Source organism: Streptomyces sp. NPDC025806 (genome assembly GCF_055558275.1).
Genome location: NZ_JBVHMU010000028.1, coordinates 1 through 17,675 on the forward strand (window position 1 = coordinate 1; position 17,675 = coordinate 17,675).

At 70.9% G+C, this 17,675-nt stretch carries 15 protein-coding genes; 12 read left to right on the top strand and 3 right to left on the bottom strand.

Annotated elements, in window-relative coordinates:
• Window positions 1–151: 151 nt before the first annotated feature.
• The gene (locus tag ACZ4E1_RS36885) at window positions 152–961 is read right to left on the bottom strand and encodes a nuclease-related domain-containing protein (protein ID WP_467547840.1); all 810 of its coding nucleotides are present in this window, start codon (window positions 959–961) and stop codon (window positions 152–154) included.
• Window positions 962–1,163: 202 nt separating this feature from the next.
• Between ACZ4E1_RS36885 and ACZ4E1_RS36890 the strand changes: the two genes are divergently transcribed.
• The 6 genes from ACZ4E1_RS36890 (at window position 1,164) to ACZ4E1_RS36915 (ending at window position 6,979) form a co-directional block, all read left to right on the top strand.
• Window positions 1,164–1,415, top strand: a complete 252-nt coding sequence (locus tag ACZ4E1_RS36890; protein WP_467547842.1) for a hypothetical protein — start codon at window positions 1,164–1,166, stop codon at window positions 1,413–1,415.
• A gap of 122 nt (window positions 1,416–1,537) precedes the next feature.
• Complete coding sequence (locus ACZ4E1_RS36895; RefSeq protein WP_467547844.1) at window positions 1,538–2,299, top strand: hypothetical protein; 762 nt, start codon at window positions 1,538–1,540, stop codon at window positions 2,297–2,299.
• A gap of 71 nt (window positions 2,300–2,370) precedes the next feature.
• Entirely contained in the window at window positions 2,371–3,567 is a 1,197-nt protein-coding gene (locus ACZ4E1_RS36900; RefSeq protein WP_467547920.1) for an ATP-binding protein, read from the top strand.
• A 136-nt stretch (window positions 3,568–3,703) separates the two neighbouring features.
• Entirely contained in the window at window positions 3,704–4,087 is a 384-nt protein-coding gene (locus ACZ4E1_RS36905; protein WP_467547922.1) for an SH3 domain-containing protein, read from the top strand.
• A gap of 40 nt (window positions 4,088–4,127) precedes the next feature.
• Window positions 4,128–5,510 carry an FtsW/RodA/SpoVE family cell cycle protein gene (locus ACZ4E1_RS36910; protein WP_467547846.1) on the top strand — a complete coding sequence of 461 codons (1,383 nt, stop codon included), beginning with the start codon at window positions 4,128–4,130 and terminating at the stop codon, window positions 5,508–5,510.
• Entirely contained in the window at window positions 5,507–6,979 is a 1,473-nt protein-coding gene (locus ACZ4E1_RS36915) for a penicillin-binding transpeptidase domain-containing protein (protein WP_467547848.1), read from the top strand. Before ACZ4E1_RS36910 ends, ACZ4E1_RS36915 begins: the two co-directional genes overlap by 4 nt.
• Before the next feature lie 18 nt (window positions 6,980–6,997).
• Here the strand turns inward: ACZ4E1_RS36915 and ACZ4E1_RS36920 are convergent, their stop codons facing one another.
• Entirely contained in the window at window positions 6,998–7,858 is an 861-nt protein-coding gene (locus ACZ4E1_RS36920; protein WP_467547850.1) for a hypothetical protein, read from the bottom strand.
• Window positions 7,859–7,922: 64 nt separating this feature from the next.
• Complete coding sequence (locus ACZ4E1_RS36925) at window positions 7,923–9,026, bottom strand: ferritin-like domain-containing protein (protein WP_467547852.1); 1,104 nt, start codon at window positions 9,024–9,026, stop codon at window positions 7,923–7,925.
• A 119-nt stretch (window positions 9,027–9,145) separates the two neighbouring features.
• Here ACZ4E1_RS36925 and ACZ4E1_RS36930 point away from each other — a divergent pair, with 119 nt between their 5' ends.
• From ACZ4E1_RS36930 to ACZ4E1_RS36955, 6 genes are all read left to right on the top strand, one after another.
• Window positions 9,146–10,090 (top strand): AurF N-oxygenase family protein, encoded by a 945-nt coding sequence (locus ACZ4E1_RS36930; RefSeq protein ID WP_467547854.1) that lies wholly within the window; start codon window positions 9,146–9,148, stop codon window positions 10,088–10,090.
• Window positions 10,091–10,125: 35 nt separating this feature from the next.
• Window positions 10,126–10,851, top strand: coding sequence for a TetR/AcrR family transcriptional regulator (locus tag ACZ4E1_RS36935; RefSeq protein ID WP_467547856.1), 726 nt, complete (start codon window positions 10,126–10,128; stop codon window positions 10,849–10,851).
• 114 nt (window positions 10,852–10,965) lie between these two features.
• Complete coding sequence (locus ACZ4E1_RS36940; protein ID WP_467547858.1) at window positions 10,966–11,601, top strand: hypothetical protein; 636 nt, start codon at window positions 10,966–10,968, stop codon at window positions 11,599–11,601.
• Window positions 11,598–12,254 (top strand): hypothetical protein, encoded by a 657-nt coding sequence (locus ACZ4E1_RS36945; RefSeq protein WP_467547860.1) that lies wholly within the window; start codon window positions 11,598–11,600, stop codon window positions 12,252–12,254. Before ACZ4E1_RS36940 ends, ACZ4E1_RS36945 begins: the two co-directional genes overlap by 4 nt.
• Entirely contained in the window at window positions 12,254–16,897 is a 4,644-nt protein-coding gene (locus ACZ4E1_RS36950; RefSeq protein WP_467547862.1) for a putative T7SS-secreted protein, read from the top strand. The genes ACZ4E1_RS36945 and ACZ4E1_RS36950 overlap by 1 nt, the downstream gene beginning before the upstream one ends.
• Window positions 16,894–17,655 (top strand): colicin immunity domain-containing protein, encoded by a 762-nt coding sequence (locus tag ACZ4E1_RS36955; protein WP_467547864.1) that lies wholly within the window; start codon window positions 16,894–16,896, stop codon window positions 17,653–17,655. Before ACZ4E1_RS36950 ends, ACZ4E1_RS36955 begins: the two co-directional genes overlap by 4 nt.
• The last annotated feature ends 20 nt before the right edge of the window (window positions 17,656–17,675 follow it).

Sequence of the window (17,675 nt, forward strand, 5' to 3'; positions counted from 1 at the left end):
CCGCGCCCCTGAAATGCATGCCCTTCGGGCGCATTTCCCCGATAGAGGCTGAGCGGCGAAGCCGCTCGCCTCTAGGGGCGCGGGGAACTGCGCGAGAAGCCCCACCGGGCCGCAGTCGCGAGACGGGCGGGCGGACCGCGGACAGGGCGGGTCAGAGGCGGAGCCAGGTGTGGCGGTCTCGGGCCATCGCATGGAGGGCCTCGACATCCGCCGGCTTCAGGAGACCACCCGCGCGGGACAGCGCCGAGAGCTCCGTGTCGGTCAGGACGCGGACGTCGCGAGGCGGGGCCGGGGCCTCCACGGCCGCGGGGTCGACCAGGACCAGCGCCGGGCGGACCTCGGCCGTCAGGGCGAACGTGGCGCGGGACGCGTCGGACCGCACCCGGCGCAGCAGCGGACGCGGCTCGCCGCGGCCGGACCCGACCAGCGGGTCGTCGATCCGGACCCGGCGCCTGCGGGCCGGCAGGACGTGCAGGGCGAACAGGCCGCCGGGGCCGATCAGCAGGTGGTGGATGCGGGCGGCGCCGGGCAGCGGCACGGAGTGCAGGACCCGCCAGCCCGCGCGGTCGAACCCGTCGAGCAGCTCCCCCACCCGCTGCTGCGCGGCCAGCGCCTGCCGGCGCGGGTCCGTGCGGAGCCGCCCGTGCGCCGGCGGGTCGCGGTCGAGGTCGACGAGGAGCGCCTCGCCCGGCCGGTTCGGCGCGAGGTCGTCGTCGGGGTGGAGGCCGAGCCGGGCCAGCTCGGCGGGGGTCGGCACGGGCGGCGGGCCGACCGTGACCTGGCCGGTGAGGAACGGGCCGAGCGCGGCGAGGACCGCCTCACGGACCGTCTCGTCGAGTCCCAGCAGCGTGACCCGGGCCGCGTCCCTGTCGTACCAGGCGACGTCGTGCCCGTCCTCGCCGATGACGTGGAGCCGCTCCTGACCGTGTCGCCAGGTCGGTACGACGCGCATTCCGCTCATACCCATACCCATCACCCCCTGACCATGGGAGCAGCAAGCCCCGCGCACTGCAAGAAGGCGACAGGCCGCCTTCATCGCATCGGGCGGAGAGCGTGGGCTCGCTGTTACACGGCCGCCGAGCTGTCGTGACGGTCGGCTTCTACGGTTTCGGTGTTCGCTCAATTTGCAAGGAAATGGCCCACCGGACCTACGGAGTTCCCTCATGCGTCCCGCCCTGTTGCGCCGCGCCGCCCTCGTCGTCGTCACCGGCGGTCTGCTGCTCGCGCCCGCGGGCGTGGCCGTCGCGCAGACGCAGACGACGCCGCGAGCGACGGCGCACGAGGAGCGGTCCGCCACCGACCAGCCCGTCGAGGGGCCCAACCGGTACTTCGTGCTCGCGGGCGGTGCCATGACGGCGGCCGGGGCCGGCGGGCTCGTGTACGCCTCGGTGCGGCGCGGGCGCAGTGACCAGTGACCGCCGCCGGTCCCCGAGGTGCGGAGCCTGCGCCGGGTGAATAGAAAGGACTTCCGCCCCCATAGGATCCGAAGCGGTCCGACGGACGGGCCGGCCATTGTGAGGACACAGGCAGGAGTGCAGTGACGTCCAGGCGCCCCGGCAGCGCTGCCCGCACCGTGCCCGCGGCCGTGCTGCTCCTGATCGGCGCGGCTGCCCTGACCGGCTGCGGGGACGCGGGCGGTCCGGAGAGCGCGGGCGCGACTCCGACGGCCGTGGGCCCGCGGACCCTGTGGCCGAAGCTGCCGCCCGCCACCCGCCCCGCCGACGACTACGGCGCGGGCGAGACGGCCGTGGTCAAGGGGGTCGACGTGCCCGGCGGCGACCTGCGCAAGGTCGACCCGCTGGCGGTGGTGCGCGCCCGTATGCACGCGGACCGCAAGGACTACGACGACGTCGTGGACCGGCTCGACGCGTGCGGGCCGGTCGGGCCCGGCGGAACCGGTACGTCCGGCACGACCGGCACGACCGGCTGCCCGGTGCTCCGGGCGTACTACCCGGACCTGACGGGTGACGGGAAGCCTGATCTGCTGGTCGCGGTGCGCGCCCCGAAGCGCCAGCTCTACACGCAGGTCTACGTGTACCGCGGGGGCCGGCTGACGCAGATCATGGACGACAAGGACGCGGTCATCAACGTGCAGCTGGCCGGACGCCTCCTCGTGGTCCGGGCCGCCGCCGACCTGCCGGGGTACGAGTACCGCACCTCCTGGTCGTACGACAGCCATCAGAAGGCGATGCTGCCGACCCGGGACGAGATCATCCGCACCGGCCCGCCCCGGACGCCCACGGCCACCCCCTCGGGGACGCCCTCCGCCGTTCCGTCTCCGTACCCGAGCCGCTCGTGAGGCGCCGCCGGCTGCGGCCCCCTGCCTGGACCGCCTCGCTGACCTGGAAGGCGGCGGCGTTCATCACCGTGATGTGCTGCGCGCTGGCCGCGCTGCTCGGCGTCCTCGTGCACGTCTCCGTGACGGACCAGACGGTGGGCCAGGCCCGTGACCGCGCCCTGTCGCTCCTGGACGACGCGGCGCGGCGCTACGAGTCGGGCGGCCGGCTGCCGCCGGGCGCGGGCGTGGACCCGCCGGAGCTGCCGAGCGCGCTGCACGAGCTCGCCGCGCGGGGTGAGCGCGGCACGATGATCGGCGACCACGACGCGGCGCCGACGATGTGGGCGGCGGGGCCGGCCTCCGGCGGGCGGGCCCTCGCGGTGCGGATCGACTACGCGCAGGGCGCCCGCACCATCGACGGCCTCGACAACGCGATCCTGGGCTCCTCGGTGCTGGCGATCGGCGCGACGCTGCTCGTCGGCGCGTTCGCGGTGACCCGGGTGACGAGGCGGCTGCACACGACGGCCCGGGTCGCCCGCAAGATCAGCGCCGGGGATCTCGACGCGCGGGTCGGCGATCCGCGCACGAAGGACCCGGCGCGGCATCAGGACGAGGTCGCCGCCGTCGCGTCCGCGCTCGACAGCATGGCCGCGTCGCTCCAGGGCCGGATCCTCACCGAGCAGCGGTTCACGGCGGACGTGGCGCACGAGCTGCGGACGCCGCTGACCGGTCTGCACGCGGCGGCGGAGCTGCTGCCACCGGGCCGCCCGACCGAGCTGGTGCGCGACCGGGTGGCGGCGCTGCGCACGCTCACCGAGGACCTGTTGGAGATCTCCCGGCTCGACGCGCGCAGCGAGCGCGTGGATCTGGACGAGACCTGGCTGGAGCCGGTGGTCGAGCGGGTGGTGCGCTTCGCGGGCGCCGAGACGGCGGTGACCGTCGTCGGCGACGTGTGCGTGGTGACGGACCGGCGCCGGCTGGAGCGGGTGCTCGGCAACCTGGTGGCCAACGCGCACCGGCACGGCGGCCCGCCGGTCGAGCTGACGGTGGACGGGCCGGTGATCACGGTCCGGGACCACGGGGCGGGCTATCCGGACTATCTGGTGGAGCACGGCCCGCAGCGGTTCCGCACCGAGGGCGGGGCGCGCGGCCACGGTCTCGGTCTGACGATCGCCCTCGGTCAGGCCGAAGTCCTCGGCGCCCGCCTGCGGTTCACGAACGCGCCGGACGGCGGGGCGGTGGCGACGCTCACCCTCCCGTACGAGGAGCCCGCGGTCCGGCCCGGATAGGGCTTCGGCCGTCCGGGTGCTCACCCCGGCGGCGGCGGCCACCGTGCGCCCGGGAGGCGGTGCGGCTTGGCTGGGCGGTGGGGAGCTGTTCCGGCTCCGCTTCACGCCCGTCCCAGGAGGAGACCTCATGGCTCGCATGTCCGTACGGACCGTCAGCACCCGCATCGGCATAGCCGTCGCCGCCGCCGCGACGCTCGCCGCGACCGCGTCGCCCGCCATGGCGGACGGCGACTGGGGCGGTGGCGGTGGCGGCGAATGGGGTGGTGGCGGTGGCCACCACGCGCCGGTCTACAAGGGCCGGGTCACGGCCAGGTCCGGGCTCCTGCTGCGCGACGCACCCACCCGGGGCAGCCGCGTGGTCCGCGTGGAGCCGTACAACGCGATCGTCCCCATCTTCTGCAAGACGGGCGGCGACAACGTCGAGGGCAACCACCTCTGGTACCTGCTGACCGACGGCACGTGGGCCTGGGGCTCGGCGAAGTACATCGACAACATCGGGCGGGCGCCCCGCTGGTGCTGACATAACCGGATATCCGGCACTTGCTTGCTACGTTCCCGGTATGACCGCACCCACGGGTACACCGGGCTCACCGGGAACGAAGGCTCCCCCCTCGGTGCCCGCCGTGCGCGTCCCCGGACGCCGGGGCACCGAACTCGCCCTGCTGGTCCTGGCGGTGCTGCTCAGTGTCTACGGCTACTGCGCCGTGGGCCTCGCCAGGAGCGACGCGGTCCCGCCCGGCGCCGCCGGTTACGGCGCCGGGCTCGGCGTGCTCGCGCTCCTCGCGCACGTCGCGGTCCGGCTGCGCGCCCCCTGCGCCGATCCGCTGCTGCTGCCGATCGGGGTGCTCCTCAACGGGCTGGGCCTGGTGCTGATCTACCGCCTCGACCTGGAGACCCCGCGCGACGAGGCCGCCCCCACCCAGCTGGTGTGGTCGACGATCGGCGTCGCCCTCTTCATCGTCTTCGTGATGCTGCTGCGCGACCACCGGGTGCTCCAGCGGTACGCGTACCTGTCGGTGGCGGCGGCGCTCGCCCTGATGATCCTGCCGGGCTTCTTCCCCGCGGTGAACGGCGCCCGCATCTGGATCCGGATCGGTGATTTCTCCATCCAGCCGGGCGAGTTCGCGAAGGTTCTCCTCGCGATCTTCTTCGCCAGCTACCTCGCGGCGAACGGCCACGCGCTCACCCACACCGGCCGCCGCATCTGGAGGCTCCAGCTCCCCACGATGCGGGTTTTCGCGCCGATCCTCGCGATCTGGCTGCTCAGCGTCGGCGTGCTGATCCTGGAGACGGACCTCGGTACGTCGCTGCTCTTCTTCGGCCTGTTCATCGTGATGCTCTACGTGGCGACGGGCCGGGCGAGCTGGATCGCGATCGGGCTGCTGCTCGCCGCGGCGGGCGCGTTCGTCGTCGCCTCCTTCGAGCCGCATGTGCACGGCCGCGTCGAGATCTGGCTGCATCCGTTCGCCTCGATCGCCGCGGGCGACGGCCCTGGGCAGCTCGCGCAGTCGCTGTTCGCGTTCGCCGCGGGCGGCATGCTCGGCACCGGCCTCGGGCTCGGGCACTCGATCCTGATCGGTTTCGCCGCGAAGTCCGACTTCATCCTGGCGACGGCCGGCGAGGAGCTGGGCCTGGTCGGACTGACGGCGATCTATCTGCTCTACGCGCTGCTCGTGGAGCGGGGCCTGCGGGCCGGGCTCGAACTGCGCGAGCCGTTCGGCCGGCTGCTCGCGACGGGGCTCGCCTCGATCGTGGCACTCCAGGTCTTCGTGATCGCGGGCGGGGTGACGGGCCTGATCCCGCTGACCGGTATGGCGATGCCGTTCCTCGCGCAGGGCGGTTCGTCCGTCGTCACGAACTGGGTCATCGTCGCGATCCTCGTGCGGATCAGCGACTCGGCTCGCAGAGCCCTGCCGGCCGGCGGGCCGGGGGCCGGGCGGTGACCCGGTACATCCGCCGTGCCGCGGTCTTCTGTCTGATCCTGCTGGTGGCGCTGCTGGTCAACTCCACCCGTGTCCAGGTCTTCCAGTCCGGCTCCCTCGACGCGAACCCGGCGAACCGGCGCGGCAGCATCGCGCAGTACGGGCAGCCTCGCGGCGACATCCTCGTGCAGGGCCAGCCGGTCACCGGTGCCAGGGACAGCAGGCAGGCGCTGCGGTTCGAGCGCACGTACAAGAACGGGCCGCTGTACTCCCCCGTCACCGGGTACGCCTCGCAGACGTACGGCTCCTCGTTCGTGGAGGGCGCGGAGGACGGCATTCTGTCGGGCACGAGCGCGCTGCTCTCCCCGTTCCCGTTCTGGCCCGAGCTGTCCCGGTCCCGGGAGCCGGGCGGTGACGTGGCGACGACGCTGAACGCGAGGGCGCAGGAGGCGGCGTACGAGGGGCTCGGCGGGAAGAAGGGGGCGGTCGCGGCGATCGAACCGGCGACGGGGCGGATCCTCGCGCTGGTCACGGCGCCCTCGTACGACCCCGGGGACTTCGCGGGGACGGGGGCGGCGGCGGAGCGGGCGTGGCGGCGGCTGAACGCGGATCCGGAGCGGCCGATGCTCAACCGGGCGATCCGGGAGACGTATCCGCCGGGCTCGACGTTCAAGGTCGTCACGGCGGCGGCGGCGCTGGAGCACGAGGTGGTGGACGGGATCGGTGTGCCGACCCGGACGCCGGTGCCGTACACGCTGCCGGGGACCACGACCCGGCTCGGCAACGAGTCGGCGTCCGCTGCGTGCGAGGACGCGACGCTCGAGGACGCGCTGCGCATCTCCTGCAACACGGTGTTCGCGAAGCTGGGGGTCGCCGTGGGCCTGGACGACATGGTGGAGACGGCCCGCGCCTTCGGCTTCAACGACCCCGGCGTGCACGTCCCGATGATCGTGTCCCGGTCCAACTTCGACACCGACATGAACCAGTCGCAGCTGGCGCTGTCCTCGATCGGGCAGTTCAACACGCGGGCGACGCCGTTGCAGATGGCGATGGTGGCGGCGGCGGTCGCGAACGGGGGGACGGTGATGGCGCCGCACCTCGTGGACCGGACGACGACGGGCGGCGGCACCGCGATCTCCACCACGGGCAGCCGTACGTACCGGCAGGCCATGTCCCCTTACACCGCGTCGCAGCTCCAGAAGATGATGGTCGACGTCGTGCGGGACGGCACCGGTACGAACGCCCGGATCCCCGGGGCGACGGTGGGCGGCAAGACGGGCACGGCCCAGAACGGCGTCAACAACGAGGGCACGCCGTACGCCTGGTTCATCTCCTACGCCCAGTCGGCACAGGCGGCGCAGCCGGAGGTCGCGGTGGCGGTGGTCGTGGAGGACGCGGAGGCGAACCGGGCGGACGTGAGCGGCGGCGGGAACGCGGCGCCGATCGCCCGGGCGGTCATGGAGGCGGTGCTCCGGTCGCCCGGGGGCTGAGGGTTCGGTTCCCCGGGGTCAGAGGGGCTGACGGATCTCGGCCCGGACCTTCGCGGCGGTCTCCGCGGCGGCGGCCAGGTCCACGTCCTCGGGGTCCTTCGACATCGACTCCGTGTCGACCTCGCCGACGGACGCGCCGGTGTTGCCGTCCACCCACCCGCACATCGGCATGGTCAGCCGCCCCGCCCCACTGGACTGGGTCAGCACCTCGCAGGTGATGGTGACGTCGCTGCCGGCGGGGTGGAAGTCCCGGGGTGCGACGGCGACCTCGGCGTTCTCCGCCTCGCCGCCGCCCTTCATCATGTTGTCCCGCGCCTCGTCGGTGTTCTTGAACCGCCCGTACATGCCGGACACGACGAGCACGCCCTTGGACGCGTCGCCGCCGAGCGTGTACTGCCCGACGACGGCCTTGGTGTCGCGCGCGTCCCAGGAGTCGTCGGCCTCCTGCTCCAGCGCCTGCCCCTTCTCGGCGGACATGTCCTGCGCGAGCTCGTACTTCTCGTCGAGGATCTTCTGCGGGAGCGTCAGCTTGTACTCGGCCTCGGGGAAGCCGCCCCCGACCCGGGAACCGATGTACGCGAGCGTGCCGAGGCCGATGATCCCGAGGGCCACGACTCCGGCGACGATGCCGATGATCAGGCCCGTGCGCTTCTTCGGGGGCGGCGGGGCGCCGAAGGGCGCGGGGTACGGGGTCCCCGGCTGCTGCGGGAACCCCGGGTACGCCTGCGGCTGTCCGTACGGCTGCTGCCCGTAGGGCTGGGGCTGCCCGTACGGCTGCTGCGGCGGGCCGTACGGCGCTTGCTCGGTACCGTGCCCGTTCAGCTGCGGCGGGCCGTACGGGTTCGGCTGCTGGGGCTGGGGCGGAGGTGGCGTGGACACGATCGAGACGCTACTGCATCCCGCCGACACCCCGTGCCGCCCGACCGGCCCCTCCCCCGGGGCCTCAGCCCTCGCCCGCGCGGATCGCCGCCTCGACCTCCTCCACCCGTCCCCGCTCCTCCTCGGCGAACCGCTCCGCGTCCAGCTTCTCCGCGACCTCCTCGTCCTGGGCCATGAGCTGGTCCAGGTTCGAGTCGCCGAGCTCGAAGACGCCGAGGTCCACATAGGCCTCCTGGAGCCGCTTGCCCCACAGGCCGATGTCCTTCACGCAGGGCACGATCCGGGAGAAGAGCAACTGCCGGAACAGGGCCAGGAACTCGGACTGTTCGGTGTACTCCTCGGCCTGCGCCCTGGGGATGCCGAAGTCCTCCAGGACCTCGACGCCGCGCAGCCGGTCGCGCATCAGGTAGCAGCCCTCGATGACGAAGTCCTCGCGTTCGCGCAGTTCGGCGTCGGTCAGCTGCTGGTAGTAGTCCCGCAGCGCCATCCGCCCGAACGCGACATGGCGGGCCTCGTCCTGCATCACGTAGGCGAGGATCTGCTTCGGGAGCGGCTTGTCCGTGGTGTCGCGGATCATGCCGAACGCGGCGAGCGCGAGGCCCTCGATGAGCACCTGCATGCCGAGGTAGGGCATGTCCCAGCGGGAGTCGCGCAGGGTGTCGCCGAGCAGCGCCTGGAGGTTGTCGTCGATCGGGTAGAGCATCCCGATCTTCTCGTGGAGGAAGCGCCCGTAGATCTCCGCGTGCCGCGCCTCGTCCATGGTCTGGGTCGCGGAGTAGAACTTGGCGTCGAGGTCGGGCACGGACTCGACGATGCGCGCCGCGCACACCATCGCGCCCTGCTCCCCGTGCAGGAACTGGCTGAACTGCCAGGACGCGTAGTGCTTGCGCAGCTCCCCCCGGTCCCGCTCGGTCATCTTCGCCCAGTGGGGCGTGCCGTACAGGGACATCGCCTCGTCCGGGGTGCCGAGGGGGTCGCAGGGGTCGACCTCCAGGTCCCAGTCGATGCGTTTGGCGCCGTCCCACTGCTTGTCCTTGCCCTTCTGGTACAGGGCGAGCAGGCGGTCGCGTCCGTCGTCGTATTCCCAGCTGAAGCGGGCCGAACTGGCCGACGGTACTTGCCAGTTGAGGTCGCTCGGGGCCCTGGTGTAGAGCTCGTGCGTCGACATACCGGCAGGTTCACACGCTGTTGGACGCGGGGTCAACAAGTCGTGCGCAAACCATTGACGGCCTTGCTGACGGGGCGTCTCATAAGAGTGAACTCGCCCACAGGGATGCGGAGTCAGCGATGACGACCACGACACCGGCCGACGACGCGGCGCTGGAAGGACTGCGGGACGCGCTCGGCCTGCTCAAGGGGCGCGAGCAGGTGGCCGAGCGGCTGCTCGACTCCTCGGCGAAGCACTCGTTCGACCCCGACAAGGAGCTGGACTGGGACGCGCCCTTCGAGGAGGGCAAGTGGTACTGGCCGCCGGAGCTCGTGTCGTTGTACGGCACTCCGCTGTGGAAGCGGATGAGCGAGGAGCAGCGGATCGCGCTGTCCCGGCACGAGGCCGCGGCGCTCGCCTCGCTCGGCATCTGGTTCGAGCTGATCCTGATGCAGCTGCTGGTCCGGCACGTCTACGACAAGGCGGCGACGAGCGCGCACGTGCGGTACGCGCTGACCGAGATCGAGGACGAGTGCCGGCACTCGAAGATGTTCGCCCGGCTCATCACGCGCGGCGGCACCCCGCACTATCCGGTGGCGCGCGTCCACCATCACCTGGGCCGGCTGTTCAAGACGGTGTCGACCACGCCCGGCTCGTTCACGGCGACGCTGCTCGGTGAGGAGATCCTCGACTGGATGCAGCGGCTGACCTTCCCCGACGAGCGGGTGCAGACGCTGATCCGCGGGGTCACCCGCATCCACGTCGTGGAGGAGGCCCGGCACGTGCGGTACGCGCGTGAGGAGCTGCGGCGCCAGATGGTGACGGCGCCGCGCTGGTCGCAGGAGTTCACCCGGCTCACCTCGGGCGAGTTCGCCCGCGTCTTCTCCATCGCCTTCATCAACCCCGAGGTCTACACGAACGTGGGCCTGGACCGGCGGCGCGCCATGGCCGAGGTCAAGGCCAGCGGGCACCGCCGCGAGGTCATGCAGACGGGCGCGAAGCGGCTCACGGACTTCCTCGACGACATCGGTGTGCTGCGCGGCGCCGGGCGTCAACTGTGGCGGTCCTCGGGGCTGCTGGCCTGAGGACGGACCGGGACATGCCGGTTACTCTTCGCACCATGACCTCGGCAACCGGCACGCCCGCCTACAGACGGCTCAGCGTCGAGGAGCGGCGCGCGCAGCTGCTGGAGGCGGCGCTGTCCCTGTTCGCGCACCGGGCCCCGGAGGAGGTCTCGCTCGACGACGTCGCGGAGGCCGCCGGGGTCTCCCGGCCGCTCGTCTACCGCTACTTCCCGGGCGGCAAGCAGCAGTTGTACGAGGCCGCGCTGCGCACGGCGGCGGACGCGCTCGAACAGTGCTTCGCCGAGCCGCCCGAGGGCCCGCTGACCACGCGCCTGGCCCGCGCCCTGGACCGCTATCTGGGCTTCGTCGACGAGCACGACATGGGCTTCGCCGCGCTGCTCCAGGGCGGCAGCGTCGTCGAGACGTCCCGGACGACAGCGATCGTGGACGGGGTGCGCCGCGCGGCAGCCGCCCACATCCTGGCCCACCTGTCCGCCGTCGAACCGGGCCCGCGCCTGCGCATGACGGTCCGCATGTGGATCACCTCCGTCGAGGCGGCCTCCCTGATCTGGCTGGACGAGGACAAGCAGCCGCCCCTGGACGAGCTCCGCGACAGCCTCGTCGACCAGTTCCTGGCGATCCTGACCGCGGCGGCGACCCGCGACCCCGAAACCGCGGAAGCAGTACGCCGGGCCCTGGCCCTGGAGCCCCCGGACGGCCCGGTCGCGGGGTTGGTGCGGCGGGTGCTGTGCCTGGCGGGCGACAGCGCACATTTGCAGTGACCGCGACGGGCGGCGCGGAACCTCGGGGCGGGCGGGGCCTGGCAAGGGTTTCGTGACAGGGGTGTGACGTACGCACGTTGCGGTTCGCGAAGCGGCGTGGCCATGATGGCTGGCATGTCTGAGCACGGGGGTGCGGCGGACCAGCCGCAGACGACACCGAGATCACGCCTCGCCGACTACGCCGAGATGAGCGGTCCGGCCGATCCGGCGCCATCAGCCGACGCGGCTGGAGAGCCGGCGCGGGGCGTCGGTGAACCGGCGGCGGTGCCCGTACGGGAAGAACCCGCACCGCCGGAAGCTCCCGCCGCGCAGGACGAGGGTTCCGGCGCCGCCGCGCTCGACGGCCCGGAAGTGGTGGCCCGGAAGCGGGAGTTCGCCCGCCTCCTGGGCGAGTTCCGGCGCACGGCGGTGCTGGTGCCGCTGGGCGACGAGCCGGGCCCCGTGGAGGAACGCGGACTGCTGACCGCGGACTTCAACGGCATCCGTTTCATCCTGGCCTTCTCCGACGAACAGGCTCTGGCCCGCTACGCGCAGGCCCGCGGTGAATTCGCCCGCGAATGGACATACCGCACGATCCTGGGTGCGAGGCTGCTGGACGTGGCCGTGCCGGCCGCCGGTGTGCCGTGCGGGGTGGCGCTCGACTGCGCGGACGGCGTGGACGGGATGGTGTTCCCGCCGGTGCGGGGCATCGTGCCCGACGAGGCGGCGGTCGATCGTGATGGAGCCGACGACGAGGGGGCGGCCGGATGAGCGGCGGCGGCAAGGATCTGAAGGCGGACGGCCTGGCGCTGGTCGCCAAGGGGCTGACCGAGGCGTTGGCCGAGCTGAAGGAGCTCGGCATGGTCGGCGAGGCGGGTGCCGGGCGGGGATTCGGGGACATCGCGCTGTCCGGCCTGGAGCTGGGCCACCAGGGTCTGACGGACGACTTCAAGTCGTTCTGCGAACGCTGGGAGTGGGGCGTGCGGTCGCTCGTCAACGAGGGCAACGGCTTCGCGCTGAAGACGGGCATGTCGGCGGGCACGTACTACGAGACCGAGCAGTACGTGGAGGGCAGCTTCAAGGTCGTCGCCAACGCGGCGATCGGCAACCCGTACGCCTCCGAGGACGAGGTCACGAAGCAGGGCTGGGGCGACATCGCGAAGTCCGGCGCCTACGGCGGCGTGGACTACAGCAAGGAGTCCTTCGACCAGGCGCTGGCCAACAGTGAGCAGGGCTGGAAGGACGCGGGCCGCGACGTGATGACCTCCCGCACGGTGGGCCCGCTGGGCCTCAACCCGGAGAACCTGCACGGCGCGGCCGGCATGTCCGACGCCGAGTACGACAAGTGGCTCGACTCCACCTTCGGCCCCTCTCCGGAGGAACGGGCGAAGGCGGCCGAGCAGCAGGGCGGGGGTGAGGGCTGATGGGTCTCGGCGATGTGCTCAACTCCGGCCTCGGCAAGCTCGAGGACGGCATCGACGCGGGCAAGAAGTTGGTCGGCGAGGGCGTCGACTGGACGACGAACAAGATCGGTGACGGTCTGGACTACGTCGGCGCGCACGGCGCGGCCGACGCGGTCGAGGACTGGGGCGACGACGTAGCCTCCGACCTCGGTGCCACCCCGGGCGAGCAGCAGCTCGGCGAGACCGAGGAGGCGAACGAGCTCGTCCACGGCAACCCGGACAAGATCCGTGAGTCCGCCAAGCACCTCAAGGACTTCCACACCGCGTTCGACCACGTCAGCTCCGGCATGCGCAAAGTCGACTCCTCCGGCTGGGCCGGCGAGGGCGGCGACGCGTTCCGCAAGAAGTTCGGCGTGCACCCCACCAAGTGGGCGCAGGCCGCGGACGCCTGCGACAAGGCGAGCGGCGCCCTGGAGGCGTACGCCGACACGGTCAAGTGGGCGCAGGGCAAGGCGAAGGAGGCCGTCGAGCTCTACAAGAAGGGCAAGAAGGCCTCGGACGACGCGGTCGACGCGTACAACAAGAAGGTCGACGCCTACAACGCGAAGATCAAGGCGGACGAGGACCCGGGCCCCCGGCCCGAGCCGTTCCAGGATCCCGGCAAGGCCGACGTCAAGAAGGCCTTCGACACGCTCGCCGAGGCCCGCAAGCAGCGCAACACCGCCGCCGGCGACGCCCAGGGCAAGGTGAAGGCGGCCCTCGCGCACGCCCCCGCCGAACCCCCGCCGCTCGACCGTCTCGGCAACAACCTCCTCGACGGCTACCAGGCCTACAACACCGAGCTCACCCACGTCGTCGGCGGCGTCCTGAAGGGCACCGCGGGCCTGGTCAACTTCGCCCGCGGCCTCAACCCCACCGACCCGTACAACCTCACCCACCCCGCGGCCTACATGCAGAACGTCTCCATGACGCTCTCCGGCCTCGTCTCCACCGCCGCCCACCCCGAACGCATCGTCACCGCCGCCGTCGACGGCTTCAAGAAGGACCCCTCCGAGTTCGTCGGCCGCCTGATCCCTGAGCTGATCGGGACGAAGGGGGCGGGGCTGGCGCGGAGCGGGGTGCGGCTGGGGCTCAAGACGGCGACCAAGGAAGGGCTCGAGAGCGGGCTGCGGCGAGAGGCCCGCTCGGGCGCGGAGAGGCATCCCGAAACGAGAGCGCAGCAGCCTGGCGAGAAGACGCTGGAGAAGGATCCGGTAGACGTCGCCAGTGGACACATGGTCCTCGCGCACTGCGATGTCACCCTGGCCGGCGAGCTGCCACTGGCCCTGAAGCGTGGATTCGAGTCGTCGTATCTCGCCGGAAGATGGTTCGGTCCCAGGTGGTCGTCAACGCTTGACCAGCGCCTGGAGATCGACCAGGAAGGTGTTGTGCTCGTCGGGGAGGACGGCCTCCTCCTGACGTATCCTCACCCGGCTCCGGGCGTTCCCACGCTTCCCACGCGTGGGCCTCGATGGTTCCTGGACCGGTCGGAGACCGGCTACACCGTGTCGGAGTCCGAATCAGGACGTGTGCTGCATTTCGCACATCATCAGCACGCCGAACACATCGCGGTTCTTGAGTACCTCGAAGACCGCAATGGCAATTGGATCGCTTTCGATCACGATGCGCGTACAGGTGCTCCCGAGGCAGTCCGGGACAGTGCAGGCCGGCGACTCTCGCTGACCACTGCGGACGGCCGGGTCACAGCCGTCCATCTCACCGCAAGCGGTCCGAACGCCGAGGATCTGCCGATCGTCCGGTACGGCTACTCGCCCGAGGGTCACCTCACCGAGGTCACGGGCTCCACCGGGCAGCCGACACGTTTCGGCTATGACGAACAGGGCCGCATCACATCCTGGTGCGACACGAACGGCAGCCGGTTCACGTACACCTACGACGATCTGGACCGATGCGTACATCAGTCGGGCGCGGACGGACACCTACGCTCCGACTTCGCGTACGAGCCGCCGACAGCAGGCGCTCCCGCCACGACGTCCATCACAGACTCGCTGGGCCATACCACCCAGTACCTGATCAACGAACGCCGCCAAGTCGTAGCCGAGGTCAGCCCGCTCGGCGCAGTGACGCAATACAAACGGGACCGGGACCATCGCCTGCTTTCAAGGGTTGACCCACTCGGCCACACGACCACGTACCGCTACGACGACAAAGGGCGCCCCGTCCTCATCACCCGCCCCGATGGCCGGACGCTGACCACGACGTACAACGAACGCGGATTTCCCGTCAGCATCCGAAGCTGGGACGGTACGACCTACCGACAGGCATACGACGACCAGGGCAACCGGACCGCCCTGACCGACGGCTCGGGCCGCACCACCCGCTTCGTGCACGACTCCCGAGGACACCTCACATCCGTCACCGACGCCCTCGGGCACACGACGCATGTGCGATGTGACGAGGCAGGGCTCCCTGTCGAGGTCACAGACCCGTCGGGCGCCAGAGCGCGCTACGAGAGGGACGCGTTCGGCAGGCCTGTCAGGATCACGGATGCGACCGGCGCCGTGACCCTCCAGTCATGGACCGTGGAAGGTCGGCTCAGCTGCCGCACCGGACCCGACGGCAGATCCGAGAGTTGGGAGTACGACGGGGAGGGCAACTGCGTCCGGCACACCGACCCCATGGGGCAGGTGACACGCTTCGAGTACACGCACTTCGACCTGCTCACCGCACGCATCGATCCGGACGGCACGCGGTACGAGTTCGAGTACGACACGGAACTGCGTTTGGTCAGAGTCGCCGACCCCCAGGGCCTCACCTGGGACTACGCCTACGACCCTGACGGCCGGATCGTGACGGAGACAGACTTCGACCGGCGCAGTCTCCACTACGGGTTCGACTCTGCCGGCCGCCTGGCCACCCGCACAGACGCCCTGGGGCAGACGACAGCCTTCGAATACGACGCCCTCGGGCAGCTCATACGCAAAGACGCGGCAGGCCTGATCACGACGTACGCCTACGACGCGACTGATCAGCTCGCGCACGCGGTCGGGCCCGAGGGCACCACACTCACCCTGGTGCGCGACCAGCACGGCAACCTGCGTTCCGAGGACGTCGACGGCCGAACTCTCACCTACACCTACGACGAACTGGGCCGTCGCACCGGCCGGGAGACCCCCGGCGGCAGTCACACCCGCTGGGGCTACGACGCCTCAGGCCACAAGACGTGGCTGACGGTGGACGGGCGACGGGTCGACTTCACTCACGATCCGGCGGGGCGTGAAATCGCACGTCGCATCGACGAAGGCGTGGCCCTCTCACGTCTCTACGATCCGGCCGGGCGACTGGTCAGGAACACGGCCACGACCCCTGACGGACGCACGGTGCAAGAGCACCACTACACGTACCGCGCGGACGGCCATGTAGTGGGCACGAACGACAAGCTGAGGGGACGACGCCAGTTCGACCTGGACCGCCTCGGCCGGGTGACCACGGTCCGGGCCGACATGTGGCGCGAGAGCTATGCCTACGACACCGCCGGCAACCAGTCTCATGCGTCCTGGCCCGCCACTCACCCTGCCCACGAGGCCACCGGCCCCCGCTCATACAGCGGCACCCGGCTGACACGCGCCGGAAGCTACCGGTACGAGCACGACGCCCTGGGCCGTGTCGTGCTGCGGCAGAAGATCCGGGACTCCCACAAACGCGACACCTGGCGTTACACGTGGGACGCCGAAGACCGGCTGGTATCAGTGCACACGCCGGACGGTGCCGTCTGGCGCTATTCCTACGACCCGCTCGGGCGACGCACAGCAAAGTTCCGGCTGGGGCCCGACGGGTCTCCCGTGGAACGAACGGTCTTCGTCTGGGACGGCACAACCCTGTGCGAGCAGACCACAGCCGCCCCGGAACTCCGCGGAACCGTCACGCTCACATGGGCACACGAAGGCCTGCACCCCATCACGCAGACCGAACGCGTTCTGGACTCGGATCAACGGGAGATCGACTCCCGCTTCTTCGCGATCGTCACCGACCTGGTCGGCACGCCGAGCGAGCTCGTGGACGAGCAGGGGCGACTCGCCTGGCACAGCAGGTCGACACTCTGGGGCACCACCGCGTGGGAGTCGAAGGCCACGGCTTACACGCCACTCCGCTTCCCTGGTCAGTACTTCGATCCGGAAACCGGCCTGCACTACAACTTTCAGCGCCACTACGACCCGGCAACCGCCCGCTATATGTCGGCAGACCCGCTGGGCCTCTCCCCTGCCCCCAACCCCGTCACATATGTAGGGAACCCGCACACCTGGTCCGACCCACTGGGCCTGGCCCCGTGTCCCAGGGGCGGTTGGGAGCAGAAGGCCGACTTCACCAGCCAAAAGGTGATGAGCAAGAAGTTCGACGCTCACGCGGGAGACTTCCTCGACACGCCGGGCAACCGCAACAAGGCGAACCTGGGTCGGTTCGAGCAAGCCATGCGCGACCACATGACCGCAGACGGAACCAAGATCTACCGGTATGACTACCGCGGCCAGGGGCAAGCGGTGGGCTTCATCGATCCAGCGACACAGAAGATGGTCATGCTGCACGCGGACGGAAAATTCTGGTCCGCATGGAAACTCAGCGACCAACAGTTCCAAGGAATCATCGACAAAGGGTTTTTGTGGTGAAGCATTCCGAGAGTGCCGAGGGCTCGCCCATCAAGGGGTGCCCGTCTACGGACTCCTCGTTCGACCCCGCCTGGCTGCAAGGCAAGAGCGTGGCCCCCGTCCCCGTCGGCACGGAGGTCGACTCCGCGCTGGCACGGAGAATGCGTGCGGGGTGCCGTGCCGTCGGCGCCAACGGGGTACTGATCGACACGGCCGACCACTCCTCCGAACATCTCTCGCTGGACGCTCTGGACGGGCTCACCCCGCCTGTTCTCATGTACACACCTGACCGACAGAACGCGATTCTGTTCCCGGCTCCGGGATACGCCCTCGTCGCCGGCACCCCCGGCTTCTGGGCCGGGGCGGTGAGTGAAGGTTCCGATGCCGCCCGCGCGGCGTTCGCGCGGTACGCACGCAGTGTCGCCGATCGCACCCCTGGGGCGGCTCTGTTGGCAAGGGACTATCCACCGGTCCGCCGCGTCTGGACGAACCGTGCAGACGTCGAGACCGGGAGCCATGTGGCACGCCAGCTCGGCCTCTTGGAAGCCTTCGTTTCCGGCCGCTGCGAAGCCCCGGAGTTTGCCGCGGGCTGGTGGGCGGAGCGCAGGTCAGCGCAGGCGTCTGGTGAACGCGTCGGCCGGGAGCTCGCGGCCCTGCTCGATCGGGTGTTCATGATCCTCGAGGACTACACACCGGACCCGGACCTCCGCGAGCAGGGCGACCTCACGGATGCCGCACTCCGCGAAATCGTACGGAGTGCTGTCGAGGCAGACTCATGAGCCTCGGGTCAGTCTCCTCG

What these genes read in the sequence shown, in the direction of transcription:
- ACZ4E1_RS36885 (WP_467547840.1), bottom strand. Translation starts at nt 961, where the DNA reads ATGAGCGGAATGCGCGTCGTACCGACCTGGCGACACGGTCAGGAGCGG.
- ACZ4E1_RS36890 (WP_467547842.1), top strand. Translation starts at nt 1,164, where the DNA reads ATGCGTCCCGCCCTGTTGCGCCGCGCCGCCCTCGTCGTCGTCACCGGC.
- ACZ4E1_RS36900 (WP_467547920.1), top strand. Translation starts at nt 2,371, where the DNA reads ATGTGCTGCGCGCTGGCCGCGCTGCTCGGCGTCCTCGTGCACGTCTCC.
- ACZ4E1_RS36905 (WP_467547922.1), top strand. Translation starts at nt 3,704, where the DNA reads ATGTCCGTACGGACCGTCAGCACCCGCATCGGCATAGCCGTCGCCGCC.
- ACZ4E1_RS36910 (WP_467547846.1), top strand. Translation starts at nt 4,128, where the DNA reads ATGACCGCACCCACGGGTACACCGGGCTCACCGGGAACGAAGGCTCCC.
- ACZ4E1_RS36925 (WP_467547852.1), bottom strand. Translation starts at nt 9,026, where the DNA reads ATGTCGACGCACGAGCTCTACACCAGGGCCCCGAGCGACCTCAACTGG.
- ACZ4E1_RS36930 (WP_467547854.1), top strand. Translation starts at nt 9,146, where the DNA reads ATGACGACCACGACACCGGCCGACGACGCGGCGCTGGAAGGACTGCGG.
- ACZ4E1_RS36935 (WP_467547856.1), top strand. Translation starts at nt 10,126, where the DNA reads ATGACCTCGGCAACCGGCACGCCCGCCTACAGACGGCTCAGCGTCGAG.
- ACZ4E1_RS36940 (WP_467547858.1), top strand. Translation starts at nt 10,966, where the DNA reads ATGTCTGAGCACGGGGGTGCGGCGGACCAGCCGCAGACGACACCGAGA.
- ACZ4E1_RS36945 (WP_467547860.1), top strand. Translation starts at nt 11,598, where the DNA reads ATGAGCGGCGGCGGCAAGGATCTGAAGGCGGACGGCCTGGCGCTGGTC.
- ACZ4E1_RS36950 (WP_467547862.1), top strand. Translation starts at nt 12,254, where the DNA reads ATGGGTCTCGGCGATGTGCTCAACTCCGGCCTCGGCAAGCTCGAGGAC.